Genomic DNA, 22,360 nt, shown 5'->3' with positions numbered 1-22,360 from the left:
TCCTGCCGTTTCCGACGCGAAGTATTTGTTATGCGTCTCCTGTTCACCGCCGTTGCACCGTTCAGCACAGCGTACGTGCCGTCGTACGTGCTGTATAACGACGTGCCCGGTCCGTCGACGGCGTCGAACCCTGCCACCGGACGCGCTCGCGTGGTCGACCCGTCGACGTCGGATGCGGTCCCCTTCGAGCCAGTGGCACCGGTCGTCGCGCCCGAAGTTTCACAACGGCGAACGGGGAAGTTCTCGGGGTATGGTCGACCCGGCCACCGACTCGGCACTGACGCTCGTCTTCCGGGTCGCTATCGCGTTCGGCATCGGTGCGCTCGTCGGTCTGGAACGCGAGCACGCCGAGTCTGGTGGCACGTACGCCGGAAGCCGCACGTTTCCACTGTTCGCGCTCTACGGGGCGCTCGTCCAGGCCTTCTTCCCGGCGATGCTCCCCGTCGCCGTCGTCGTCATCGTCGTCCCGCTGACCGTGGCGTACGGCGCGAGGGTCGTCATCGAGGGCGACGTCGGACTCACCACGCTGACCGTCGCCCTCCTCACCGTCCTCCTCGGCGCGATGACGACCCACTCGCGACGCGGGACCGAACTCGCCATCATCGTCGGCGGCGTCGTCACGGTCCTGCTCTCCGCCAAGGGGACCATCCACGGGTTCGTCGACCGGATCGACGACCGCGAACGCCGCGCCTCGGTCAAGTTCATCCTCGTCGTGTTCGTCGTCCTGCCGCTGTTGCCCGACCGCGAACTCGACGCCCTGTACGGACTCAACCCGCGATACGTCTGGCTCATGGTCGTGTTCGTCACCGGGTTGAGCGCCGTCGCCTACGTCCTGATCGAGGTCGTCGGGGCCGAACGCGGCATCGCCCTCACCGGCGTCCTCGGCGGGTTCGTCTCGTCGACGGCGACGACGGTCTCGATGGCCGAGCGGGCGACGGAGTCGCCGTCGCTCTACCGGATCTGTGCGTTCTCGACCGTCCTCGCCTCGACCGTGATGTTCCCCCGTGCGCTCGTCGAGGTCGCCATCGTCAATCCGGCGCTGCTTCCTCACGTCCTCGTCCCGTTCGGTGCGATGACGGTCACGGGGGTGCTCGCCGCGGGCGTCCTCTACTGGCGGTCGACCAGGGAGGAGACGGTGGACGCCGACGTCACGAACCCGTTCCGGCTCGGACCGGCACTGTTCTTCGGCGTCGTCTTCGCGGTAGTGCTGCTGGTGTCGGAATCGGCCAACTCGTGGTTCGGTGCGTCGGGCGTGTACGCGACGGCCTTCGTCTCCGGACTCGCCGACGTGGACGCGATCACGCTCACACTGAGCACGCTCGCGGCCGACGGCGAGATATCGCCGACGGTCGCGACGACCGGTATCGTCGTCGGCGCCGTCGCGAACACGCTGGTGAAGGTCGGCCTCGCGTGGCTGCTCGGGACGCGCCGACTCGGGCGACTGGTCACCCTGGTCCTCGGCGTCGTGCTGGCCGTCGGGGTCGCAGTCGTCGTCCTCTAGCTGCCGGTGCGCCCGGCGGTCCCGCGACGCGTTCGACGCGACCGTCCTGCTTCGGCCGGTGCCGACGTACGTCGCGGTGGTGCTGTCGCGGGGCGTCGCGCGCCACGCGGTGCCAGCACGTCCTGCCGGAGAGCGACGTTTATAATCCCGAGGAGTGCGTACAGGCGCTCGAATGGTCCGCGACGCGATAGGAGGCGGGATCTCCGGGACGACGTCCGTGCAGCGCGACCGCGGCATCCTCGCGCTCATCCTGTTCGCCGTCCTGTTCGCACAGGTCCTGCTCTATCCCGGCGTCACCGACCTGGTCGTCGCGCTCGGTGCGACCGAGCGACTCGACGCGAGCACGTGGTTCCTCACCGCGGAGTTCGTGGGGTTCGTCCTCTTCGCCGGCTTCTGGGGGCTGCTGAGCGACCGCACCGGCCGCCGCGTCCCCTTCATCGTCACCGGCGCGGTCGGCGGTGCCGCCGGCTACGCCGCGCTCGCGCTCCTGGGACCGCGCCCCGGCGTCGGCTTCGAGGCGCTCCTGCTCGTGCGGTTCCTCCAGGGCGCGCTCACCATCGGCGCGTTCTCCCTGTCGATGACCATGCTGATGGACCTGGACGGCGGCCACGGCCAGAACATGGGCGCTGCGGGCATCGCCATCGGCCTGGGGACGGCCCTCGGCGCGCCGGTCGGAGGCCAACTCTACGAACCGGGAGCCGTCGTCCCGCTCGTGGTCGCGAGCGGCGCGCTCCTGCTCGCCGGCGGCCTGGCGACGCGCGTCGTCGACCGCGCGCCGGCGGACGAACACACGGGGCTGCGCGACGTCGTCGAGCGCCTCCGGGCGACGCCGGCGCTCAGCTTCCCGTTCGCATTCGGGTTCGTCGACCGCTTCACGGCCGGCTTCTTCGCCCTCATCGGCACGGTCTACTTCCGCGATACGTTCGGGCTCGACGCAGCGGGCGCTGGCATCATGCTCGGTCTGTTCTTCGGCCCGTTCGCCCTGCTGCAGTATCCGCTGGGCGTTCTCTCCGACCGCGTCGGCCGGAAGATCCCCGTGGCGGTCGGCTCGCTCTTCTACGGCGGCGCCGTCGTCGCGGTGTACCTCGCGCCGAACGTCTGGCTCGCCGGGGCCACGATGGTCCTGCTGGGCGTGTTCGGCGCGCTCGTCTCTCCCGCGACGATGGCGCTCGTGTCCGACCTCGCTGACGACGCCGACCGCGGCGTCGCGATGGGCGGGTTCAACGTCTTCGGCAACCTGGGCTTCCTGGCCGGCTTCGTCGTCGGCAGCCTCGTCACCAGCTACGGCAGTTACGGCGCGGCGTTCCTGCTCGCCGGCCTGCTCGAAGCTGGCATCGTCGTCGTCACCCTCCCCGCGTTCCTGCGCCTCGACCTGTCGCACGCGCCGACGTTCAGCGACTAGACGTTCGACGGCGATCGGTCGACCCGTCCGCGTCGAACCGGTCGACTACCCCGAAGCCGCTCGGTCGCCCGCCTACCGGCGGTCAGTCGAACCGCCCGACGCCGAACGGGTCGACGGGCTGGTCGGTCGTGCCGTCGAGGGCCAGGTCGGCGAGGATCTCGCCGACGACGCTCGCGAACTTGAACCCGTGGCCGGAGAATCCGGCGCCGACGACGACGTTACCGTGGTCGGGGTGGATGTCGAGGAGGAAGTCCTCGTCGGGGGTGTTCGTGAACATGCACGTCGAGAGCCGCATCGTCGGCCCCGTTCCGTCGGGGAAGTACCGCGACGCGAACTCGCGGAGCAGTCGCTCGTCCTCCCGGTCCGGCTCGTCGTCGAGTTCGGCCGGTCGCCCCGTCTCCCCACGGTGGTTGAACTTCCCGACCTTGAACCCCGGCACCTCGTACACCGGGAACCCGTAGTAGTGGCCTTCCGGCGTGTCCGCGACGAACACGGGGAACTCGTCCGGCGCGAACCGTTCGGGACGCTGTGGCTGGAACCAGCCGAGCACCTGTCGTTCCGGTTCCAGGTGGTCGGCCAGCGCGGGCAGGAGTTGGCCGGTCCACGCTCCGGCGGCGACGACGAGCGTCTCGGCGGCGTACTCGCCGCGGTCGGTCCTGACGGTGACGCCCGACTCGTCGGCGTCCCAGGCTTCGACCCGTTCGCGCGCCCGGACCGTCGCGCCGTGGGCGTGCGCGTCCTCTACGTGCGCCACGATGCACTGTTCGGAGTGGAGGAAGCCGCCGTCGGGCTGGTAGACGCCGCGGAACTCGCCCGGCACGTCGTATCCCGGGAACCGCGCGCTCAGTTCGTCGCCCGTGAGCACCTCGTGTTCGATGTCGTGTGCCTGACAGGAACGGCGCGACCCCTCGAAGACGCCGCTGTCAGCGGTCCCGAAGTCGACGGACCCCACCTGGTGGAACAGGTCGCGGTCGTGCGTCGCGTCGAGGTCGCGCCACAGGGAAAGCGACCGCTCGACGAGCGGCACGTAGGCGGGGTCCTCGTACTGCGGTCGTCTGATGATGCGCGTGATTCCGCCCGAGGACCCCTCGGCGTTCGGCACGTCGAACCGCTCGATTCCGAGGACGTCTGCGCCGCGCCGGGCGAGGTGGGAGACGGTCGCGCTTCCCATCCCGCCGACGCCGCCGACGACGACGTCGTACGCTTCGTCGACCATCGGCGCTGACATCAGCGCGACGACTGTTCGGTCTTTCGAATGCTTCTCGCTGTGCTGCGTCGCGGCCCCGGTGGAGCGGTGATTCGAACGCCGTGACCGCGGTCGTTCGCCCTAGTTCTCCTGGATGGCGTCGATGACCATCGCGGCGGCGACGATGGGTTCCTTCGGGACGTTGCTGGCGTCGTCGATGGTGATCTCGTAGCGGTCCTTCAGCGACAGCTGTCCGTCGATGGACCCGACGTGGCTGCCGTTCTGGTCGGTTATCTCGTACTTGTGCGGGATGATCTCGCCGAAGGGGAGGAAGTTCCGGGCCAGCGTCACCATCGCGCCGCGGGAGTTGATCTCGGCGAGTTTCGCTTCGGTGTCCGCGTCGCGCACCGTCCAGGTGTCCTGGAAGATGGAGTAGTCGTTGTCGAGGACGACGAGGTCCTGGCCGGTCTGGGCGTCGGTGAGGAGGTAGTTCCCGGCGACGTCGATGATGCCGCCCGCCTTCACCGTGAAGACCTCCGTCCCGTCCGGCGCGGTGAAGGGGAACTCCTCTTTCAACTTGGCTAGCTTCTGTTTCCCCTTGAGCACCTTGTTGCCGCTCGCGTCGTACGCGGCGTACTTGTTCCGGACCAGGCTCTGTTCGACGGTGAACTCGTCGCCCGAGAGCTCGATGCCCGCGATTTCGTACTGCTTGCTTTCTTCCATACGTTTCTACGGGAACCCCGGCGACTTGAAATCACCTCTTGAATTTCAAGATGAGAAACAGTCGACGGTGGTCTCTCTCGTCGGCGGGTGTCTCGCCGACTCGTTTACACTGGGGCCCGGTCAGGTCACCGGAAGGAGCCGACGGTCGTCTCCCGTCGCCCGTGGACGACCCGGCAGCCCACCGCTCGGTTCGTCCTCTCCTGCGTCTCTCGGTAGGCTCAGACGCTCGCGCCCGAACCGCTGGACTCCGAACTTCGGATGGTCGTGCTGGCGCGTTCGGCGTTCGAGGGCACGAAGATGTCGGTGTCGAGCGTCTTCGTGGCGCCGGGACTGACGCGACCCACGGAGTAGGTGTGGCTGGAGATGACGGAGTTGTCCTCGTCGTACAGCGCGACGCTGACTTCCACTTCGGCTGCTTCACCCTCGTTGGTGATGTCGAGTTCGACGCGTCCGGGCTGGTTCTCGATGGCCCTCACGTCGGTCTCGTTGCCCTCCTCGTCGTAGAACGCGACGCGGTCCAGGGTGACGTGTTCTTGCCTGTCGCCGAGGTACCGGAAGAGGCGCTGGGAAATGTCCTCGTAGAGCCTGTCGCCCTCGGAGCCGTCCTCGAAGAGAGCGCCGATCGGGTTGAGGTCGGCACGCAGGTCGCTGGCGATGGTGGCACGGTTCCTCGTGTTGGTCTTCAGGCGGCGGTAGTCGCTGATGAACGGGTCGAACGCCTCCGGGAGGTCACCGTCGAACATGTCGGCGTAGGCCCGGAGCTCGGCGTCGAAGTTGATCAACGGCGGAAGGGGTGCAGACGTTTTCTCGGCGGGAACCCACGGCCTGGCGTCCGTCGTGCGTTCGTCGGACTCACTGGCCGGGGCAGCGGTCGTGGTCGTGGTCGCCTGGTCGAAGTATCCGAAGCTGTCGAGCAGCAGGCCGAAGATGGCGCTGAGGACGGTGACGGACAGCACGCCGGCCGTGAGCAGGGTCGAGACCGGAGCCGGGAGCGTGAGCTGGAACAGCGCGATGAACACCGTGGTCACCATCCCGACGACGAGGAGGAACGAACCGAGATTGGGGTCCGGTCCCGTGAGGAACTCGATGCTGTCGAGGAACGCCGACCCTGCCTCCGCGTCGGTGGTGGGTTCCGACTGAGTCGTGTCTTCTGATCGGTTCATGTCTGGTTTTGACTGGGTCATCGGGTGGTCATCCCGCGACGTCGCCTTGTCTCACGTCGGCAGCCCGCTGGAGGACCTGGACGAGGTGCGAGACCCAGAGCCCGGCAGTGAACCCGAAGAGGGTACCGACGGTCGTGATACGAATGGATTCTTCGAGGGGTGCGACTGCGGCGACGATACACAGCGTCCCGAAGATGAACATGAGGCCGTACTGGACGCGCGTGACCTGGTCCAGTCGTCGTATCCTCTCCAACATGATTGAATTGCGTAAGCTTCTCAGCGGCTTAACTCTGCTGCCCAGTCGGCCTCGGACGTCGTGTCTTCCAGTACGTCGACCACGTTTCGTCCGTCGATAGGACCACTCTCAGGCCGTCTCCGTCGGTGTCGCCTCTCGACTCGCTTCCGTCGTCGCCTCCGTGGTCGTCGTTCCACTCGTTGCGGTGGTCGTACTCCTCGTTGTCGTCGTCCCGGACGCCGGAGACTCGCCCATCGTCACCTCGACCGTTTGGCGCTCGCCGTCGCGGAGGACGGTGAAGTTCACCGTCTCGCCCGGCCTGGTCTCCAGGTAGAGGTACCCGAACAGGTCCGCCGTGTCCTCGACGGGCACGCCGTCGACGGCGAGGACGACGTCGCCGCCGATCGGAATCCTGGACCCGCTGAACTGCTGTGAGAAACTGTGGGCCGACCGCAGTTCGCCTCGCGCCGGACTGTCCCTGTTCAGGGTCGCCACCATGGCCCCGCGCGTGACGGCGAGGTCGTTCAGTTCGGCGACCGTCGCGTTCACCTCGGTCGTGTCGGCGCCGAGATACGAGAGCGGGTACGACCCGTCGTCGGTCAACGCCGGGACGATGACCTGGAGCGCCTGCCACGAGATGCCGAAGTTCGTCACCGACGTGACCCCGCCGACGGTCATCCCGACGACCTCGCCCTGGCAGTTCACCCACGGCCCGCCGCTGTGCCCGAACTCGACGCTCGCGTCCGTCTGTATCATCGGCGCTATCGTGCGGTTGACGCCGCGCGGACCCTGGGTCGTCCACGAGCGGTTGACGCCGCTGACGATGCCCTCCGTTATCGTCTCCTTGAACTGGAACGGCTGGCCGAAGACGGCTATCCGTTCGCCTCGCTCGGCCGGGTCCCGCGTGACTGGTAGCGCGGTGGCCGACTCTGGGACGTTCGTCACCCGAACGACCGCGACGTCGGTGATTGCGCTCGACCCGACGACCTCGCCCTCGACCCATCGACCGCCATCGAACCGCACGTCGAGGTCCGTCGGATTCCCCTGCTCGGCGACGTGCCAGTTCGTGACGACGTACGCCGTCGAGTCCTCGATCTCGTGTATCCACCCCGACCCGCCCCACTCGTCCGTCTCGTTGTGCGCCGTTATCTCGACGTCTGCCGTGGCGACGTCCTCGTACAGTTCCGCGTAGTCGCACTCCCCGTCCTGTGCCTGGCCGACGGTACCCTCGCTGCTGCCGGTGGCTGTCGTCGCCTGCTGTGCTGGGCGTGTCGTTGCCCCCGCGCTCCCCGCAACGACGAGCGCGAAAGCGAGCACGCCGACGAAGAGTCGTCCCGTCGTACTGTGGGTCATCTCGCTCTCCGTTCCACGAGTGACCGCGACTTTGTTACTCGGTACCCTTCACGTTCGCCCCAGTGGCGTATCGTCTATTATCGACGCCGTAGTGGACGATTCCCACGTTCAATCTCTCGTCACCGTGCGGCGGAGACGACCGTCATTCCAGGCCGGGCCGTAGAACGCGGCGGTAGTCCACGATACGCGCACTGGTGTCGTCCACCAGTGGAGACATCTCCGGTTCGCGACCGCCGTCCGGCCGCCGATCTCGATCGCCCCGGCAGGCGGCGTGGTCGACTGGCGCACGTCGCCGTACGGCCACTCCCGTTTCGACCTCTCCTGCCATCCGTCTGCGGCCAGGATTTCGACGGTTCTACCGTTCCCCAGCTTTCGCTTCTGGCGTCGGGAAGTGGTTCTCCGTCCCGCTCGATTCGCTCGCGGAGAGAGGTCGATATCGGTCGCGCAACCGTGGACGCCACTCCCCGCTCAGAACGGTGGCGAGTAGTCCGAGTACTCGTCCATCTCGTCCATCTCCTCCGTCTTGGTCGGCATCACCGCTGCGCGCGGACCACCTGCCCGGATGACTCTCACGTCGGAGATCTCGTCGAACTCGTTGGGGAGTCGGTGCTCGATCGCCTTCATCGTCATCGGCGCGATGCCACACCCCGAGCACGCACCCCCGATGGCGACGGTCATCTTGCCGTCGTCGACCTCCTGAATCTCGAAGAAGCCGCCGTGCTCCTGGATCTGTGGCACGTTGTTGCTCAGGTAACTCCGCGTTCGTCGTTCGAGGCCTTCAGCACCCATACTGCGCCATACGATAGCATATGTTATATAATTGAACCTTCTGGTGGCGGAAGACCCGTCATAAATCATCGACTCGGACGGCATCAATTCAATCACTGCGTCACGAGCTTTCCTGGGCCGCCCCTCTCACGGGTGGCCACGACTCCGTCAGATTCCTCTTGCTCTCTCGGAAGTGCGGGCCGTCATCGACGCCGTGGACGGGAGTTCACGATTCGATTCCCTGCGACAGCGCTCCAGCCAGGCCGCAGTTCTTGGCCAGGCGACGACGAGGAGTGATGTGCTACGGAACGGCCTGCAGATGCTCTCGGGAGTGCGTCCCGCGACGTGCGTCGGACGAGCGTCGTAGCCGTTCCACACCCGATGAACTGCGGGACAACACTCATGCCGTCGAAGCCGAAAGAAACGGGTATGAACCGCTGGCTCCGCCTCGGCGCCTGGGGACTGCTTGCGCTCGCGCTCCTCTGGGTCGTCGTGAAGGTCGTGACCGTCCTGCTCGGCTTCCTGTCCTGGCTCATCAGCACCGTCATCAGCCTGGTGGTGCTGGCGCTGCTCGTGTACCTGCTCTACCTCGCCGTCACGCGATTCGTCGGCGGCGGCGGGTCGGGCGGGTCGCGGTCGCGCGAGCGAGAGAAGATGCTGGAGTAGCGACTGGACGATGGTTGGCGAGGCGTGTCGAGACGGACGATAGCGTCTGTAGCTATCCAACAGTCATCCTCCGCCGCTCATTGCCCCGAGCACGTTTCCGCGTTCGAGTCGTCGACGGTGATCGGAAGGTCCTCACGGGAAGCCGCGTAGCCTTTCTCGTACTCGCTGCCGTTCGGTTCTCGCTCGAAGTGCTCTGCTAATTCGTCAAACGACTCTAGACATCGACTTCCGACACCGAGGTTCTGTTCGACTCATTAATAGCTGACACAAGTTGTATTCTGTGTACAGCGACTCAACTACCGGCAGAGTAAAGTAGGGGCTATTGGAATGTGGCGACATCGACATGAATCTGATAACCGTAGCGGTTGGAGTTCTGGCGGTTATCTGGCTGGTTATTCTTATCGGATGGTTGTCGCTCGGTTACAAAAGTGCAATTTAACGAATCTGTACTTAATCCGTGCACGGTATCCAGAACGGTCGTTGGAACTCATCATCGAGTTGGGGTTTCAACAGGGCCGACAGCGACCATCTTCGTTTGCCGTCCATTTGTTCTGCACTGGAAGCCGTGCTACAGGCAAGTAGACGAGCAATATCCTGCGGATACTACCACTGAACGTTCTTGAAGCTACTTCCGAGAAAAACCGGTTCGGTCGGTCGATTTTCTCTCACGCCGGCCCATCTCGGAACCGCTCGATCAGGTGCTCGAACTCCTCGCGCCCCTCGAAGACGTCGTAGTCGTCGTCAGCCCCGACGAGCAGCGTCACCGAATGCTCGCGCTCGTCGTCGAGCTCTTTCGCAGTTGCGACCGCGTAGGCGTCGCCGATCGATGGGCTGTACCTGGCCTTCAGGTTCGACGCCGACTTCCAGAGGCCGTCGACCTCGTACGGCGTCACTCCCATGTCCCGAAGGTCGTCGATGTGCGCGTCCGCCTTCGCCACCGACGTCAGTCGAGCAGCGACGTACCGGAACTCGGCCAGGTTGACCGTCGACACGTATCCGTCCATCTCGTTGTCGTACACCCGGTCGAGCCACTGCTCGACGTGGCCAGCGCCAGGTTCGTCGAACGCGAACGCCAGCAGCGGCTCCGAATCGAAGACGACCGTCATCCGTCCCGTTCCGATTGGCCGAACTTCTCCTCGGCCTGCTCGCTGTCGCGGTCGCGTTCCTCACGGAGCAGTTCCGTGGCCGGCGTCTCCCCTTCCTCGCGGTCGGACGCGAGCGCCCCACGGAGCTCGGACGGCCGCTTCACCGGCCGGATGACGACCTCCCCGTCCTCGTTCTCGACGAATCGCACTCGGCCCGGTGTGCCGATGTGCAGTTTGTCCCGGAACTCCTTCGGAATCGTCGCCTGCCCCTTGCTCGTGACGGCGACGGTGGTCTCTTCTTCGGAGTCTCCCATGTGCAATGGGTATTCCTTGGTAATACTTGAGTTTTCGTAATACCTTCCTTGAGGCGGTAACCCAACGCTCGTTCTTTGCACTTCTGAACGCGGGAGCGTCCGCCCCTTGACCGACGCCCACGGCTGTCATCGCTGGAAACGTGGAAATCATCGGTGATGCGCGTCAGAAGTTGTCATCAACCTCGTGGATGCCCGTCTGGATCTGAACAACCTCGTCGTACAATCGTCCTTCGTCCCTCGATGGAACGTCCTGTTCTATCCTTGCCGGATGGCGGATTGCTTTCACCATTTTCAGTGCTTTCACGGCTAACACTCTTAACTCTGGGCACGCTATGCACACACGAGGATGTCTATCGACAGGGACACGTTCGAGAACGCGAGCGAGGAGGAACTCGCCGGGCTCTCCGTCCCGGATCAGGTGCTCGGGTTCCTCGCCGCACACGGCGACCGCGCGTTCGAGGCACGCGAGATCGCCTCCCAGACCGGACTCGACGACGGCGCGGTCAGCACTGCCCTCTCCCGATTGAAGCGTCGCGACCTCGTCGAGCACAAGGCGACGTACTGGGCAGTGACGGACGACGACGACCGGCTCGAAGGATACAGTGGCTACGAGCGGGCGACCGCACTCTTCAACGACCACCTTGGGACAGAGGACACGGACGCGTGGCGTGAGCACGCACCCGACGAACCGCATCCGAGCGCGGAGGACGGACGGTGACCGACGAGGAGGGCGCTCCTATCTTCGAGCGCGGTGATGTCGTCAACGGCGACGACCCATTCAAAGACGAGGAAGACGCTCGTCCCTGGCTGATTCTCTCGAACCACGAGGGACGGCCGTTCCACGGAGAGCAGTACATCGCGCTCACGCTGACGACGAAATCGTGGCTGGACGGCCTCGTCGAGATCCCCGAGGAGAGCTGGACTCGCGGTGGAACACCGGATGGCAGCCGGATCGTCCCGTGGGCCGTCCAGTCGATCGACCGCGAAGATATCGATCTCTGGCAAGGTCGTCTCGAACGCTCCGTCGTCGATGACGCAGTCGCCGGTCTCGTCGACGAACTGCAGGCCGGTCAACCCCCGTGATCTTCGCTTCGAACGCTATCGAGTGGCGTCCTCGTCGTTACTCGACGTTCCTTGAGTCGGCCGAACAACGAACGCCGTGATCGACGACTGCCGTCCGCCGTCCACGTCCGCCACGAGCTATTTGCTCCTGAAGCGCCTACTACTGTCGATGGAACTACTTGACGAGTCCATTCTCCCGGCGGACGCACGCGACGTGAAACAGGACGCACGCGAGTTCGCCGCCGAGCACATCGCACCGAACGCCGAGGCGTACTTCCGGTCGGGCGACTACCCCCACGACATACTCGAAGCGGGCCAGGACGCGGGCCTGGTCGCCCAGGACCTCGGCACCGAGGTGGGCGGGCGCGGGCTGAGCCTCGCGCAGACGCTCGCCATCGCCGAGGAGTTCTTCCGCGCCGACGGCGGCATCGCGCTCACCCTGCAACTCGCCAGCTTCGGCGGCGAGATCGTCGAACGCTACGGCACCGACGAGCAGAAAGAGGAGTACCTCCGCCCCGTCGCGGAGTGCGAGCAGCTCACCGGCCTCGCCGTCTCCGAACCACAGACCGGCAGCGACCTCGCCGGCATGACCACCACTGCGGAGAAGCAGGGCGACGAGTGGGTGCTCGACGGCGAGAAGTACTGGATCGGCAACGCCGTCGAGGCCGACTGGGTGACCGTCTACGCGAAGACCGACGACGCCGACGACCGCTACTCGAACTACTCGCTGTTCGTCGTCCCCACCGACACCGAGGGGTACGACGCCGAGCACATCCCCGAGAAGATGGCGTTCCGCGCGTCCAAGCAGGGCCACGTCGTCCTCGACGACTGCCGCGTCCCCGAATCGAACCTCGTCGGCACCGAGGGTACCGGCTTCTACATGCTCGCGGAGTTCTTCAACTACGGCCGCGTCGTCGTCGGTGGGCACGCGCTCGGCCTTGCCGCCGCGGCCATCGAGGAGGCCTGGGACTTCGTCCACGACCGCGAGGCGTTCGGCCGCGACGTCAACGAGTTCCAGGCCGTCCAGCACGACCTCGCCGAGATGCTCATCGAGTTCGAACGCGCCCGCGCCCTCAACTGGCGCGCCGCCGAAAAAGTGGAGGCAGGCGACAACCCCGGCTACTGGTCCGCGCTCGCGAAGACCACCTCGACGGAGGCCGCCGTCGAGTGCGCCGAACGCGCCATGCAACTCCACGGCGGCCGCTCCATCTTCACCGACCGCCGCGTCGCCCGCGTCTACCGCGACGTCCGCGTTCCCGTCATCTACGAGGGGGCGAACGCCGTCCAGCGGAACCTAATCTATCGGCAGCGGCAGTGACGCACTCGACACCCGAATCGCGTCTCTAGCGCGGTTCCGGGAGAGCGCCGTCTCCTCGCTCGTGGTTCACGGCGACGCCGAGGACGTCGTGCCGTACGACGACGCCCGACGGGTCGCACGGGAGAAGGGGGCTGACTTCCACACCATCGAGGACGCGAACCACGGGTTCGTCAGGACCGGGGGACGACCCGGGGACGACGAACGAGCGAGGGCAGGACGAGGTCACCGTCGACTGGCTCGCGGAACAGGTCGAGTCCTGACCACCGGACGGCCGCCGCCAGTCGTCACCGGCCGTCGAACGACGGTTGTTCGACGTGGTTTCGCCAGAACTCGTCGCGGAGGTACGACTCGTCGATTCCCGAGTACCCAAGTCCCCTCGCGACGCGACCGACGGTGGCCCAGAGGAGTCGCTGGACGGCGACCGGTGCCATCGTCATGACGGTATCGTCGTACACGTCCTCGCTGAGCACCAGGCCGTGGAGCACTCCCGGCTCGCCGAACTCCCCGTCGGCACCGAAGGCTCCCTCGTGGTCGAGCCCCCACGTGGTGTACAGCGACTCGACGGTCAGCATCGACGGGAGTTCGGCCCTGAAGGCGACGAACTCGTCGGTGTCGTTGCGAAAGGCGTGTTCGACGCCGGGGTGGACGGTCACGTCGTCGCCAGCGTCGAGTCGCCGGACCTTGCCGTCGCGGACGACCGTCAACGTTCCTTCCAGCACCTCGAACGTCTCCGCGCTCGGGTGAACGTGTCCCGGTGGACTGGCCGAGTCCGGGGCGAGCCACTGCAAGAGGACCGGTGAGTCGCTCTCGCCGTCTGCCGGACGTTCGAGTAGCGTGGCCCACGTCCCCGCGCCGGGGTTCGACGCCAGCGGCCGTGGGGATTCCCGCAGGCGGTCGGCTGCCGGGCCGTTCGGAGGGAGTTCCAGCGCCGGCCCGTCGATGGGGACTCCGTGGTCGTCGAGCGGACGGCCGGTTCGACGGACGCCGCGTGACGGATCGCTGTCAGCCATCGTCGGCGACTTCGGCCGCGCCCGCCGAGGGGTTTCTGCATGGTATAGGAGGTGGGTTTATCCGACGACCGGTTCGAACAGGCGTCAATGAAACATCTCCGGGTGACGGCCAGCGTGGACCAGGACCTCGCACCGCCGTTCTACACGATGCTGTCCGCCTCGGCGGCGATCCGGGAGACCCGCGTTCTGGAGTGGAACACGACCGTGTCCGACAGCGATACGGTCCTCTTCGCTATCGACGGCGACGCGGAGCCGTTCGCGAGGGACGCTCCCGGTACGCCGGGCGTCGAGTCGGTCCGGCTCTCGGCGACCGACCAGCAGTGGACCTACGCCCTCGTCGATATGCAGCCCGAGGTGACCCCGATGTTCGACGCGATCCGCGAGGCCCGGACCAGGCCGGGCATCGTCGTTCGAAAGCCGATCGTCTATCGCGATGGCGACATGTACTTCCACGTGGTCGGCGACCCCGCCGCGCTCCAGAACGCGCTCGACGAGGCTCCCGACGGCGTGGCCGTTCGCATCGAGGAGATCGGGCCGTTCCACGGCGGTCCCGAGCGCCCCGCGACGGGACTGAGCGACCGACAGCGCGACGCCGTGGCAGTCGCGCTCGAACTCGGCTACTACGACCGTCCACGCACGGCGACGCACGCCGACGTCGCCGACGAACTGGACTGCGCTCCGCCGACGGCGTCGGAACACCTCCAGAAGGCCGAGTCGAAGGTACTGCAGGCCGTGATGGACGACCTCAGGCGTCGGCACTGACCGGAGAGGACCGACGTTCCAGTTTGCGCTGCCCCGAGACCGGCTCCCGCGTCGCGTCCGCCGCGACCGCGACACCCCGAACGGGTCCGCGACGCCCCGAACGGGCCACCGACGTCCCGCCGTTCAATCGGTCACTCGTCGGCGAGCTGGTTCGCACGGACGACGACGTACATGAGGACGATACCGGTCCCGACGGCGGCGAGGAACTGGGCCGCCAGCGTGAACAGGACCGCGAGTGCGGGAACGATTCCGAGCATCTCGACCAGTAGAACCTGCAGGAAGACCGGGACGAGCGCGACCACACCGACGGCCGCGACGAGCTTCGCGAGGGGGACTGCTTCGTCGACGACCTGGCTCGTATCGAGTGCTCCCGAGGGTGACGTGAAGAACGGTCTGGAGGGCGACATCTCCTGACAATGCAGACTCCTCTCCAATGTATCTTGTGCGTCGACGCTCCGTCGCCACGGGTGGTACGACCACCAGCGACGACCTCAGGTGGGTCTCACGGTTCGGGAGCGGTGGGGGACAGGTCAGTCATTCGGCCCCCTCCGTCGCCCGCAACAGTCGACGACCCGTCGCCCCGCTGTCGCCCGGGACGCTGACCGGAGCGGCTATATTCCGGCGCTACGTGTACGACTGTACTGTGTCATACGTTGTCAAGATGCCCAAGCTCGGGCTCGAGATGGACACGGGGACCGTGGTCGAGTGGTTCGTCTCGGAGGGAGACGACGTCTCGGAGGGGAGCGTCATCGCCGAGATCGAGTCCGCGAAGACGACCGCCGAGGTCGAAGCGCGGGAGGACGGCGTCCTCCGGCGCGTGCTGCTGGCGGAGGGCGAGGAGACCGAACCCGGCGGCCCGATGGCCGTCGTCGCGGACGCGGACGCCGACGTCGACGCCGTCCTCGCCGAAGCCGGTGAGGACTCCCCCGAGGCCAAGGCGGAGTCGTCCGAACCGGCGGCCACCGACTCGCCCGCCGGCGGGCAGGCGGCGGCGACGCAGACCGACGTCAGGGCGTCGCCCCGGGCGAAGCGACGCGCCGAGGAACTGGGCGTCGACCTCGCAACCGTCGAGGGGACCGGCCCGCAGGGCGCCGTCACCGAGAGCGACGTCGAAGCGGCCGCGACCGACGCCGAAAGCGACGCGGCCGGAGCGGACAGCGGCGCAGACGCGGTCCGGGCCTCGCCCCGCGCGAAACGGCGGGCCGACGAACTCGACGTGACGCTCTCGACGGTCGAGGGCACGGGACCGCAGAGCGCGGTCACCGAAGGCGACGTGGAGGCCGCCGCGGAGGCGGCCGAGCACGCCGCGGAGGCGGCCGAGTCGGCCGAATCCGGTGCTTCCGCGGAGGCGACGGCCGAGTCGTCGGCCGCAGCGGCCACGGAACCCGAAACGCCGGCCGGGCGCGTGTTCGCCGCGCCGAGCGCGCGCCGACTCGCGCGCGAACTCGGGGTCGACGTCGCCAGCGTCTCCGGGAGCGGGCCGGGCGGCCGCATCACTGAAGCCGACGTGCGCGCGGCGACCGGGGGCGGGCCCGACGCGCAAGCGAGCGAACCGGAGGCCGAGCGAGCGGGTGCCGGGGAATCAGGAGCGGGCGACGCCGAGGGCGAACCCCCCGGCACGCGGACCGAGGACCGACCGCTCTCCGGGATGCGTCGCACCATCGCCCAGCGACTCGGCGCGAGCGACCGCACGGCCGTCCACGTCACCGAACATCGCACCGCGGACGCCGAGGAGTTACTGGCGGCCGCCGCGGCGACAGACGAGGCGCTGGCTCCGGACGTGTCGGTCACCGACGTCCTGCTGGTGGCGCTGTCGGCGACGCTCGACGCCCACCCCGAGTTCAACGCGACCTTCGAGGACGACGTCCACCACCTCCGGGAGTCACACGACGTCTGCGTCGCGGTCGACGTCGAGGACGGGTTGATCGCGCCGGTGGTCCGGGGGGTCGACTCGCTGTCGCTCGCCGACCTCGCCGAGAAGCGAGCGCGGGTGACCCAGCGAGCCCTCTCGGGGGACTACACCATGGACGACCTCTCGGGCGGGACGTTCACCGTCTCGAACCTGGGCGTGCTGGGCGTCGAGTCGTTCGACCCCGTCATCAACCCGCCGCAGGTCGCCATCCTCGGCGTCAACGCCATCCGGTCCGCGGTCGTGCCCGCCGGGGACGGCGAGGTCGCCGTCCGCGACCGCATCTCGTTCTCGCTGTCGTTCGACCACCGGGTCGTCGACGGCGCCGACGCCGCGCGCTTCCTCGGCACGTTCGTCGACCACGTCGAGGACCCGTGGCCGCTGGTCATCGCGGCCGGCGGACGCTGACGGAGGGCGCGACCGGGACTCGGCCCACCGTCGTCGACCGTGCGGCCCGCCGCCTTATCCCTCGCCGAAGTATCCGTCCGCCGCGGCGCGCTCGAACACGTCCGCGACGCGGACGATGCGGGGCCCGTCCGCGACCGGGCGGAGCGTGACGACGGCGTCCCGCACTTCGAGGTCCCGCTCGCCGTCGGCGCTGACCACGCCCGAGGCCACGTCGAACGCGTAGGCCTCCCCGTCGTCGAGGACGCGGTGCTCGCGGACCGGGACGCGCGCGAGCGTACCCGGCACGGTGATGGCCCTTACCGTCCGGGTGGCGTCGCCGCCAAGCCGGAACCCGACGCCGCCGGGGTCGTCCGGCCGGTGGGTGACGAGTCCGCCCGCGACGCCCGAGAGCCCGATCTCGTCCGGCGCGGCCCGCGAGACCACGCCGCCGACCACGTCCGAGGGGTCGAGGATCGCGCGCGTCCCGACGAACGACCGGTCGAGGATGCCGACCGTGGCGAGCCCCCGGAGGTGGCGGTCGTCGCCGTCGCCTGCGACGGTGGCTTCGACGGTCCCGTGGCGGACCGTCACGTCGTCGGCCGGCACCGCGCCGCTCCCGACGAGCGCCGCGGCCACGCCGGCGACGGTGCCGTCGACCGTCGTCGGGACGACGTTGTTCGTCCCGGTCGAGACGCTCACGACGGGCACGTCGCCGATGCCGTGGGCGACGTCGCGGTTCGTGCCGTCGCCGCCGAGGACGACCGCGACGTCCGCCGCCGTGGCGAAGCGCTCAGCCGCGGCCCGCGTGTCCCGCCCGGACGCGGTCACCGTCAGGTCCAGCTGGTCGACCGCAAGGCCGTCGGGCGTGTCGGCGACGACGCGCTCGGCGAGGCCCGTCGCGTCCGGCATGACCTGCACCGCGACGTCGTCCAGGAGCGTGAGCCCTTCGAGGACGCAGTCCGCGGTCCGGCGCTTCGCGTAGTTGTTGCTGACGCTCGCGCCGCCGGTGAGCCGCCGGATGTCGCGCCCGGCGGCCGGGTTGACGACGAGGCCGACTGTCGTCGTCACTCAGACGACCCGGTCGATGGCTGCCCTCACGTCCTCGCCGTGGGGCAGGACCTCCTCTTCGAGCGCCGGGCTGAACGGGATGTGGACGTCCGCGACGCCGACGCGCTGGATGGGTGCGTCGAGGCTGAAGAACGCGTTCTCCATGACCCGGGACGCGACCTCGGCGTGGGTGCCGTACGAGAGCGGGCTCTCGTCGGCGACCACGAGCCGCCCCGTCTTGTTCACGCTCTCGACGAGCGTGTCCGTGTCCAGCGGGTAGAGCGACCGCAGGTCGATGACCTCGACGCTGGTCTCGCCCGCGAGGTCCTCCGCGAGGTCGAGCGACTCGCCGACCATGCGCTGGGTCGCCACGACCGTGACGTCCTCGCCCTCGCGCTCGACGCTCGCCTGTCCGAGCGGGATGGTGAACTCCTCGTCCAGCGGCACCTCGCCCGTCTGCTCGTATATCATCTTGTTCTCGAAGACGAACACCGGGTCGTCCGAGCGGATCGCGGTCTTCAACAGTCCTTTCGCCGCCGCCGGCGTCCCCGGCGCGACCGCCATCACGCCCGGGAAGTGTGCGAACCACGTGTGGAGCGTGCCCGAGTGCTGGCTGGCGGCACCCATCCCGCCGCCCTCGGTCGTCCTGACCGTGACCGGCATCTCGGTCTTCCCCCCGAACATGTAGCGGTTCTTCGCCATCTGGTTGATGATCTGCTCGGAGCAGACGCCGAGGAAGTCCGCGAACATGATCTCGACCACCGGCCGGCTTCCGGTCGCCGCCGCGCCGACCGCCGCGCCCATGAACCCGGCCTCGCTGATGGGCGTGTCGCGGACGCGCTGCTCGCCGAACTCGTCGACCAGTCCGCTCGTCACCTCGAAGACGCCGCCGAACTCGCCGACGTCCTCGCCGACCACGAACACGTCGTCGTCGCGCTCCAGTTCCTCCCGCATCGCGAGCCGGATGGCCTCCCGCATCGTCATCTCCTCGGTGTCCGCCGGGTCGCTCCCGCTGGCGGTGTCGGTGCTCATCGGCGCTCACCCCCGTCGGTCCGCATGCGGTCGGCGAACGCGCTGATCTCGGGAACGGTCTGGTTGAACATGTCGTCGTACGCCTCGCTCGGGTCCGGGTAGTCGGCTTCCTTCGCCTGCTCTGCTGCGGCTTCGATCTCCTCCTGGGCCGTCGCCTCCATCTCGTCGAACTCCTCCTCGGTGAGCGTCCCGGCGTCGAGCAGTCGCTGCTTGAACGACTCGATGGCGTCGCGGTCCTGCCAGATGGCGACGTCCTCGTCGGTCCGGTAGGGCTGCTGGTCGCCCTCGAAGTGCCCGCGGTAGCGGTAGGTGTCCGCCTCGATGAACGTCGGACCGTCGCCGTCGGCGGCGCGTTCGCGCGCCTCCCGTACCGCCTCGTAGACAGCCGTGACGTCCATCCCGTCGACCGTGAACCCAGGGATGTTGTACGCCTCGGCCGTCTCGCTGAGATGCTGGACGTTGTGCTGCTTCTCGACGGGCGTCCCCTCGCCGTACTGGTTGTTCTCGACGAGGAACACCGCCGGGAGGTCCCACGTCGCGGCGATGTTGATGGCCTCGTGGATCTGGCCCTGCGCGACCGCGCCGTCGCCGAAGAACGCGAGTGCGACCGCGTCCTCGCCCTTGTGCTGGGACGTCAGCGCGGCCCCCGTCGCCAGCGGCGGCCCCGCGCCGACGATGCCGTTCGCGCCCAGCATCCCCGCGTCCACGTCCGCGATGTGCATCGACCCGCCTTTGCCGTTGCAGTACCCGTCGGCCTTCCCGTACAGCTCCGCCATCATCCGCTCGGGGTCGAGTCCCTTCGCGATGCAGTGGCCGTGGCCCCTGTGGGTGCTCGTGATGTAGTCGTCGTCCCCCAGCGCGGCACACGCCCCGACTGCGACCGCCTCCTCGCCGATGTAGAGGTGGACGAACCCGGGCAGTTCCCCGTCGCCGAACAGTTCGCCGGCCTTGGTGTCGAACGCACGGATGGTCAACATCCGCCGCATCGCCTCTCGCTGGCCGTCTTCCGTCTCCAGGTCTATTGTTACCATGTAACGGACGTTGTATGGTTCCAGCACTCAAAGACTGTTACGCAAACTAACAGAACGATTTGGCTGATTCGCGGATACGTTTCCGATCGTCCGACGCCACTGTGGATTTCAGCCGACGGTGAGCGTACTCGCGACGACGAATCCCGTCTCCGAACGCCGGACCGCCCGGATTATACGTCGTTTAAATTCCTCTTAGAAATCCATTACTTAATACGATGGGGTGGTATTGGCCTCTATGCCAAGTACGGCGACTGGCGGCGAAACGACCACCTGGTTTGGTGCCGAAACCGACGCTCCCGGTCCGAGCGTCCCCGCTCGATACACGTTGACCGGGTCCTATTCGATGGACGTGTCGCAGTCGCCGACGGCCAACGTCGTCGACGTCGTGCTCGACGTCACCGACCGTCGCGACGGCCAGACCACGCTCACGCTGTACGAACATCTCAACCCGGACGCACTCGACGACCTCGTCGACGCGACCCCGGACAAACGGAGTCACGTCGAAGTCCGGTTCACGGTCGACGACCTTCTCGTCGTCGTCCGTAGCTCCAACACCATCCTCGTCTACGAACCGCTGGACGCACGCCAGTAGAGACGAGGGGGACGCAGTGGGGGACGCAGTGACGCTGCTAGCGAACTGGAGAGCGACAGCACCATCGCCTCGTCTCGCGCCACACTGTACCCTCACCTGACCCTGCTGACCCCTTCAGCGGGTGTCAGCTTCCAGCAGTCGTGCTGAATAGCGGACGCGTAGCTTGCACGCTGAACCGTCCGAACCAGACGCGCTCTACGGACAACGCTCGCACCTACTCTTCAGTTCCAGTCGTGTTCGTCTCGCCTTGGTCGACCGGCAGGTACGACTCGACGAGCTGGGTTCTGTCGGTGGTCGTTATCGACCCCTGCTCGCTGGTGACGTCGATGAGACCTGCGTCCGCGAGTTTCGGCAGGTGGTGATGGTGAAGCGACGTCGCGACCAGGTCACGGTCAGGCGGCGGGGAGTTGGTTTCCTCCACGACCACGTGATCGACGAGCGCGTCGAACGACACCGTTTCTTCGTCGGTGGTCAGAAGCTGGCTCAGGATGATTCGGCGTCGCCTGTCCGCGAGACCCCTGAACATTTCATCGCGGGAGCGATCGTCGTTGGATTCCATCGACTGGCACTAGTCGGTTGCCGCCGTTCAGACTGACTCCTGTATATACAACCACTATTTAAGACTCACTCTGTGACGCCGATAGCGTCCGTTTGAGGACGCGGTTGATACCGCGGCGAAGTCGTGAGGACACAGCCTGTTGGGAAATGCCGAGTTCGCTCCCGAGTTCCTCCATCGTCACACCGCGGGGCGACTCGAAATAACCACGTTCGTAGGCCAGCGACAGCGCTTCTTTCTGGGCACTGGTCAGACTGGACTCTGCCCCTGGTTCGACCGGCTGTAGTTCCTGCAACTTCGTCAGGGTAATCGGAATCCCTCGCTCTCGACAGCGACGCTGGAATTCGGCGATGTCCTCTCGGTCATCGCCACGAATCTCGAACGTCCACTGTTCGTTCGTACCAGTGGCTTCGACGAGCGGGATTTCGAGCTCAGCCAGCGTTGCCAGGATTCCCGTATACTCCGTCATCCACTCGACGCGCATGAGGTACTCGTCCTCGACGGAATCGACAAGTCGGATATCCTTCACACCCGGGTCGTCACTAAACGCCGCCAGGATGTCGTCGGTCGAGGTGCCCCGAACCCAGAAGTACGGAATCACCACGTCGGTGCCGGGAACGATGCGTTCCAGTTCGACCGTCACCCCCGGGAGCTGTTCGAAGACCGTCCCGAGGGGAAATACGCCCGACGCAACGGTGAACGTTGCCTCAGTTGCCATTACGGGCGAATTCTACCTGTTGACTAATAGTCCTGTTCGCAACTCTTGTCGGGCCTACGGGCTTCGACAGAACCACTTACCACGACCACTGTGTCCCGTGAGGAGTCTCACTCCCCACGACGAGTAGCGCCGGACGAGCGACTCTGCCGGCCGATGCGGTGATGCGATACGTCTCGAGGCCGGCTCGTTCGACCGGAGAGCGGTCGGTGGAGGACCGTTCCGTCGGCGAATCGAGACCCATCGTTGGTGTTCTCCTCGGAGAGGGTGGGTTGGACGGGGCCTGCTTCGGTGCGCGCAGGCGTGCGGGAGCCGCACTACGTCTGCATCGGACCGACCACGGCGGTGAGTCACCAGGAACCGTCGCAGCGGCCCGATGCGATTCGACCATGCGTCCGGTTGGTATTAGACCCCCGACGTCGTTTTGCCTCGTGAACGCTCTGAACTGTTCATCGGCGGTCGTCGTGCTCCTGGGGAAATCGATAGGTGGTGGGTAAGAGCGACCTGTGACCAAAGCGGGTATCGACGCTCTGCTTCGGTCGA

General features: G+C 66.9%; 25 protein-coding genes. 9 read left to right on the top strand and 16 right to left on the bottom strand.

What is annotated here, in order from left to right; genetic code table 11:
* Positions 1-250: 250 nt before the first annotated feature.
* On the top strand, positions 251-1,501 hold the full coding sequence (locus tag NKT36_RS05120; protein WP_327052877.1) for an MgtC/SapB family protein: 1,251 nt from the start codon (positions 251-253) through the stop codon (positions 1,499-1,501).
* A gap of 172 nt (positions 1,502-1,673) precedes the next feature.
* The gene (locus tag NKT36_RS05115) at positions 1,674-2,903 is read left to right on the top strand and encodes an MFS transporter (RefSeq protein ID WP_327052876.1); all 1,230 of its coding nucleotides are present in this window, start codon (positions 1,674-1,676) and stop codon (positions 2,901-2,903) included.
* A gap of 82 nt (positions 2,904-2,985) precedes the next feature.
* Here the strand turns inward: NKT36_RS05115 and solA are convergent, their stop codons facing one another.
* From solA to NKT36_RS05085, 6 genes are all read right to left on the bottom strand, one after another.
* Entirely contained in the window at positions 2,986-4,131 is a 1,146-nt protein-coding gene (gene solA / locus NKT36_RS05110) for an N-methyl-L-tryptophan oxidase (RefSeq protein WP_327052875.1), read from the bottom strand.
* Between the two features lie 99 nt (positions 4,132-4,230).
* Complete coding sequence (locus NKT36_RS05105) at positions 4,231-4,812, bottom strand: LURP-one-related/scramblase family protein (RefSeq protein WP_327052874.1); 582 nt, start codon at positions 4,810-4,812, stop codon at positions 4,231-4,233.
* A 218-nt stretch (positions 4,813-5,030) separates the two neighbouring features.
* The gene (locus NKT36_RS05100; protein WP_327052873.1) at positions 5,031-5,975 is read right to left on the bottom strand and encodes a hypothetical protein; all 945 of its coding nucleotides are present in this window, start codon (positions 5,973-5,975) and stop codon (positions 5,031-5,033) included.
* Positions 5,976-6,003: 28 nt separating this feature from the next.
* Positions 6,004-6,231 carry a hypothetical protein gene (locus tag NKT36_RS05095; RefSeq protein ID WP_327052872.1) on the bottom strand — a complete coding sequence of 76 codons (228 nt, stop codon included), beginning with the start codon at positions 6,229-6,231 and terminating at the stop codon, positions 6,004-6,006.
* Between the two features lie 108 nt (positions 6,232-6,339).
* Positions 6,340-7,563 (bottom strand): S1C family serine protease, encoded by a 1,224-nt coding sequence (locus NKT36_RS05090; protein ID WP_327052871.1) that lies wholly within the window; start codon positions 7,561-7,563, stop codon positions 6,340-6,342.
* Between the two features lie 468 nt (positions 7,564-8,031).
* Positions 8,032-8,352 (bottom strand): NifU family protein, encoded by a 321-nt coding sequence (locus NKT36_RS05085; RefSeq protein ID WP_327052870.1) that lies wholly within the window; start codon positions 8,350-8,352, stop codon positions 8,032-8,034.
* A 408-nt stretch (positions 8,353-8,760) separates the two neighbouring features.
* On the opposite strand from NKT36_RS05085, the gene NKT36_RS05080 reads away from it, so the two are divergent.
* Positions 8,761-8,997 (top strand): hypothetical protein, encoded by a 237-nt coding sequence (locus NKT36_RS05080; protein ID WP_327052869.1) that lies wholly within the window; start codon positions 8,761-8,763, stop codon positions 8,995-8,997.
* Positions 8,998-9,662: 665 nt separating this feature from the next.
* Here NKT36_RS05080 and NKT36_RS05075 read toward each other — a convergent pair.
* The 3 genes from NKT36_RS05075 to NKT36_RS05065 form a co-directional block, all read right to left on the bottom strand.
* Positions 9,663-10,103 carry a PIN domain-containing protein gene (locus NKT36_RS05075; protein ID WP_327052868.1) on the bottom strand — a complete coding sequence of 147 codons (441 nt, stop codon included), beginning with the start codon at positions 10,101-10,103 and terminating at the stop codon, positions 9,663-9,665.
* Entirely contained in the window at positions 10,100-10,396 is a 297-nt protein-coding gene (locus NKT36_RS05070) for an AbrB/MazE/SpoVT family DNA-binding domain-containing protein (RefSeq protein ID WP_327052867.1), read from the bottom strand. The genes NKT36_RS05075 and NKT36_RS05070 overlap by 4 nt, the downstream gene beginning before the upstream one ends.
* Before the next feature lie 163 nt (positions 10,397-10,559).
* Positions 10,560-10,685: a hypothetical protein gene (locus tag NKT36_RS05065; protein ID WP_327052866.1), complete on the bottom strand. Its 126-nt coding sequence runs from the start codon at positions 10,683-10,685 to the stop codon at positions 10,560-10,562.
* 57 nt (positions 10,686-10,742) lie between these two features.
* Between NKT36_RS05065 and NKT36_RS05060 the strand changes: the two genes are divergently transcribed.
* The 3 genes from NKT36_RS05060 (at position 10,743) to NKT36_RS05050 (ending at position 12,776) form a co-directional block, all read left to right on the top strand.
* Positions 10,743-11,114 (top strand): MarR family transcriptional regulator, encoded by a 372-nt coding sequence (locus NKT36_RS05060; RefSeq protein WP_327052865.1) that lies wholly within the window; start codon positions 10,743-10,745, stop codon positions 11,112-11,114.
* A complete protein-coding gene (locus NKT36_RS05055) occupies positions 11,111-11,479 on the top strand; it encodes a type II toxin-antitoxin system PemK/MazF family toxin (protein ID WP_327052864.1) in 369 nt (122 codons plus the stop codon). The genes NKT36_RS05060 and NKT36_RS05055 overlap by 4 nt, the downstream gene beginning before the upstream one ends.
* A gap of 148 nt (positions 11,480-11,627) precedes the next feature.
* Positions 11,628-12,776, top strand: a complete 1,149-nt coding sequence (locus NKT36_RS05050; RefSeq protein ID WP_327052863.1) for an acyl-CoA dehydrogenase family protein — start codon at positions 11,628-11,630, stop codon at positions 12,774-12,776.
* Between the two features lie 284 nt (positions 12,777-13,060).
* On the opposite strand, the gene NKT36_RS05045 is transcribed toward NKT36_RS05050, so the two are convergent.
* On the bottom strand, positions 13,061-13,786 hold the full coding sequence (locus NKT36_RS05045; RefSeq protein WP_327052862.1) for a cupin domain-containing protein: 726 nt from the start codon (positions 13,784-13,786) through the stop codon (positions 13,061-13,063).
* 87 nt (positions 13,787-13,873) lie between these two features.
* Here NKT36_RS05045 and NKT36_RS05040 point away from each other — a divergent pair, with 87 nt between their 5' ends.
* On the top strand, positions 13,874-14,548 hold the full coding sequence (locus tag NKT36_RS05040; protein ID WP_327052861.1) for a helix-turn-helix domain-containing protein: 675 nt from the start codon (positions 13,874-13,876) through the stop codon (positions 14,546-14,548).
* Positions 14,549-14,679: 131 nt separating this feature from the next.
* On the opposite strand, the gene NKT36_RS05035 is transcribed toward NKT36_RS05040, so the two are convergent.
* A complete protein-coding gene (locus NKT36_RS05035) occupies positions 14,680-14,955 on the bottom strand; it encodes a hypothetical protein (RefSeq protein ID WP_327052860.1) in 276 nt (91 codons plus the stop codon).
* Positions 14,956-15,209: 254 nt separating this feature from the next.
* Here NKT36_RS05035 and NKT36_RS05030 point away from each other — a divergent pair, with 254 nt between their 5' ends.
* Positions 15,210-16,865 (top strand): 2-oxo acid dehydrogenase subunit E2, encoded by a 1,656-nt coding sequence (locus NKT36_RS05030; protein ID WP_327052859.1) that lies wholly within the window; start codon positions 15,210-15,212, stop codon positions 16,863-16,865.
* 54 nt (positions 16,866-16,919) lie between these two features.
* Here NKT36_RS05030 and NKT36_RS05025 read toward each other — a convergent pair whose 3' ends face one another.
* From NKT36_RS05025 to NKT36_RS05015, 3 genes are read right to left on the bottom strand one after another with little or no spacing between them, the layout of a single operon-like run.
* Positions 16,920-17,912: an NAD(+)/NADH kinase gene (locus NKT36_RS05025; RefSeq protein WP_327052858.1), complete on the bottom strand. Its 993-nt coding sequence runs from the start codon at positions 17,910-17,912 to the stop codon at positions 16,920-16,922.
* The gene (locus NKT36_RS05020; protein WP_327052857.1) at positions 17,913-18,923 is read right to left on the bottom strand and encodes an alpha-ketoacid dehydrogenase subunit beta; all 1,011 of its coding nucleotides are present in this window, start codon (positions 18,921-18,923) and stop codon (positions 17,913-17,915) included.
* Positions 18,920-19,954 carry a thiamine pyrophosphate-dependent dehydrogenase E1 component subunit alpha gene (locus tag NKT36_RS05015; protein WP_327052856.1) on the bottom strand — a complete coding sequence of 345 codons (1,035 nt, stop codon included), beginning with the start codon at positions 19,952-19,954 and terminating at the stop codon, positions 18,920-18,922. Before NKT36_RS05015 ends, NKT36_RS05020 begins: the two co-directional genes overlap by 4 nt.
* A 343-nt stretch (positions 19,955-20,297) precedes the next feature.
* On the opposite strand from NKT36_RS05015, the gene NKT36_RS05010 reads away from it, so the two are divergent.
* On the top strand, positions 20,298-20,546 hold the full coding sequence (locus NKT36_RS05010) for a HalOD1 output domain-containing protein (protein ID WP_327052855.1): 249 nt from the start codon (positions 20,298-20,300) through the stop codon (positions 20,544-20,546).
* Between the two features lie 214 nt (positions 20,547-20,760).
* On the opposite strand, the gene NKT36_RS05005 is transcribed toward NKT36_RS05010, so the two are convergent.
* Both NKT36_RS05005 and NKT36_RS05000 read right to left on the bottom strand, forming a co-directional pair.
* Positions 20,761-21,105, bottom strand: coding sequence for a helix-turn-helix transcriptional regulator (locus NKT36_RS05005; RefSeq protein WP_327052854.1), 345 nt, complete (start codon positions 21,103-21,105; stop codon positions 20,761-20,763).
* 58 nt (positions 21,106-21,163) lie between these two features.
* The gene (locus tag NKT36_RS05000; RefSeq protein ID WP_327052853.1) at positions 21,164-21,820 is read right to left on the bottom strand and encodes a helix-turn-helix domain-containing protein; all 657 of its coding nucleotides are present in this window, start codon (positions 21,818-21,820) and stop codon (positions 21,164-21,166) included.
* Positions 21,821-22,360 lie beyond the last annotated feature (540 nt).

This window comes from Halomicrococcus gelatinilyticus (assembly GCA_024227995.1).
In the GTDB taxonomy this organism is placed as follows: Archaea; Halobacteriota; Halobacteria; order Halobacteriales; family Haladaptataceae; genus Halomicrococcus; species Halomicrococcus gelatinilyticus.
The sequence above is the reverse complement of the archived record's forward strand: the minus strand, read 5'-3'. Positions and strand labels throughout refer to the sequence as shown.

What these genes read in the sequence shown, in the direction of transcription:
- NKT36_RS05005 (WP_327052854.1), bottom strand. Translation starts at nt 21,105, where the DNA reads ATGGAATCCAACGACGATCGCTCCCGCGATGAAATGTTCAGGGGTCTC.
- NKT36_RS05100 (WP_327052873.1), bottom strand. Translation starts at nt 5,975, where the DNA reads ATGAACCGATCAGAAGACACGACTCAGTCGGAACCCACCACCGACGCG.
- NKT36_RS05050 (WP_327052863.1), top strand. Translation starts at nt 11,628, where the DNA reads ATGGAACTACTTGACGAGTCCATTCTCCCGGCGGACGCACGCGACGTG.
- NKT36_RS05115 (WP_327052876.1), top strand. Translation starts at nt 1,674, where the DNA reads ATGGTCCGCGACGCGATAGGAGGCGGGATCTCCGGGACGACGTCCGTG.
- NKT36_RS05060 (WP_327052865.1), top strand. Translation starts at nt 10,743, where the DNA reads ATGTCTATCGACAGGGACACGTTCGAGAACGCGAGCGAGGAGGAACTC.
- NKT36_RS05015 (WP_327052856.1), bottom strand. Translation starts at nt 19,954, where the DNA reads ATGGTAACAATAGACCTGGAGACGGAAGACGGCCAGCGAGAGGCGATG.
- NKT36_RS05075 (WP_327052868.1), bottom strand. Translation starts at nt 10,103, where the DNA reads ATGACGGTCGTCTTCGATTCGGAGCCGCTGCTGGCGTTCGCGTTCGAC.
- NKT36_RS05105 (WP_327052874.1), bottom strand. Translation starts at nt 4,812, where the DNA reads ATGGAAGAAAGCAAGCAGTACGAAATCGCGGGCATCGAGCTCTCGGGC.
- NKT36_RS05000 (WP_327052853.1), bottom strand. Translation starts at nt 21,820, where the DNA reads ATGGCAACTGAGGCAACGTTCACCGTTGCGTCGGGCGTATTTCCCCTC.
- NKT36_RS05030 (WP_327052859.1), top strand. Translation starts at nt 15,210, where the DNA reads ATGCCCAAGCTCGGGCTCGAGATGGACACGGGGACCGTGGTCGAGTGG.
- NKT36_RS05040 (WP_327052861.1), top strand. Translation starts at nt 13,874, where the DNA reads ATGAAACATCTCCGGGTGACGGCCAGCGTGGACCAGGACCTCGCACCG.
- NKT36_RS05085 (WP_327052870.1), bottom strand. Translation starts at nt 8,352, where the DNA reads ATGGGTGCTGAAGGCCTCGAACGACGAACGCGGAGTTACCTGAGCAAC.
- NKT36_RS05020 (WP_327052857.1), bottom strand. Translation starts at nt 18,923, where the DNA reads ATGAGCACCGACACCGCCAGCGGGAGCGACCCGGCGGACACCGAGGAG.
- solA (WP_327052875.1), bottom strand. Translation starts at nt 4,131, where the DNA reads ATGTCAGCGCCGATGGTCGACGAAGCGTACGACGTCGTCGTCGGCGGC.
- NKT36_RS05080 (WP_327052869.1), top strand. Translation starts at nt 8,761, where the DNA reads ATGAACCGCTGGCTCCGCCTCGGCGCCTGGGGACTGCTTGCGCTCGCG.
- NKT36_RS05090 (WP_327052871.1), bottom strand. Translation starts at nt 7,563, where the DNA reads ATGACCCACAGTACGACGGGACGACTCTTCGTCGGCGTGCTCGCTTTC.
- NKT36_RS05095 (WP_327052872.1), bottom strand. Translation starts at nt 6,231, where the DNA reads ATGTTGGAGAGGATACGACGACTGGACCAGGTCACGCGCGTCCAGTAC.
- NKT36_RS05045 (WP_327052862.1), bottom strand. Translation starts at nt 13,786, where the DNA reads ATGGCTGACAGCGATCCGTCACGCGGCGTCCGTCGAACCGGCCGTCCG.
- NKT36_RS05065 (WP_327052866.1), bottom strand. Translation starts at nt 10,685, where the DNA reads ATGGTGAAAGCAATCCGCCATCCGGCAAGGATAGAACAGGACGTTCCA.
- NKT36_RS05070 (WP_327052867.1), bottom strand. Translation starts at nt 10,396, where the DNA reads ATGGGAGACTCCGAAGAAGAGACCACCGTCGCCGTCACGAGCAAGGGG.
- NKT36_RS05035 (WP_327052860.1), bottom strand. Translation starts at nt 14,955, where the DNA reads ATGTCGCCCTCCAGACCGTTCTTCACGTCACCCTCGGGAGCACTCGAT.
- NKT36_RS05120 (WP_327052877.1), top strand. Translation starts at nt 251, where the DNA reads ATGGTCGACCCGGCCACCGACTCGGCACTGACGCTCGTCTTCCGGGTC.
- NKT36_RS05010 (WP_327052855.1), top strand. Translation starts at nt 20,298, where the DNA reads ATGGACGTGTCGCAGTCGCCGACGGCCAACGTCGTCGACGTCGTGCTC.